This window comes from Pseudogemmobacter sp. TB195, from assembly GCF_058313095.1.
The window spans coordinates 1-574 of record NZ_JBZEGG010000169.1 but is presented as its reverse complement, the minus strand read 5'-3'; the positions used below and the strand labels follow the sequence as shown (position 1 = coordinate 574).

The 574-nt window shown below is 70.2% G+C and carries 1 pseudogene; it reads left to right on the top strand.

The annotated features are described in order from the left end of the window. Window positions 1–269: 269 nt before the first annotated feature. Window positions 270–574, top strand: a pseudogene (locus tag AC4FS3_RS29195) (hypothetical protein); the annotation flags it as partial.

The following is a 574-nucleotide window of genomic DNA, read 5'->3' as shown; positions in this document are numbered from 1 at the left end:
TCATCCGGCGTTTTTGAACGCGCCAGGATCCAGGTGACCGCCGCTGGGGCGATGTTCTTTCATCCACGGATGATCCCTGGCGGAGAACACCGGCGGCGCCCGGCGCGAACCGGAGGCCGCGTCACGGCCGGAACCGGCATGCGCCCGACGCCTTCCATGACCTTGCGGGTAATGGACGCGGCCCGGTCGCCATGGCCCATTTGGCGGCGCAACGCCTGGCGGCGGCCGCATCCGCGCGTGGCGCGCGCCAGGACACCGGGAAAACCTCCATGTCTGTCACCGCCACCCCTGCCGCCAACGACGCCGCCGCGCTTCAGGCCCCGTGCCCGTCAGCGCCCGCGACGACCAGTTACGCCAGCCTGTCGCCGCGCACCCGCTGGCTGCTGGAAGGCCCCGTGTTCGGGCGCCTGCTGGTGCTCGCCGCCCCCAACGTCGGCGAGGCGATCGCCCGCATCACCTTCATTATCGCCGACGCCTTTTTCGTTTCCTTGCTGGGACCGGAGGAGCTGGCCGGCGTATCCGTGGTGTTCCCGCTGCTCATCATCGTGCAGACCATGACGGCCGCCGGTGTCGG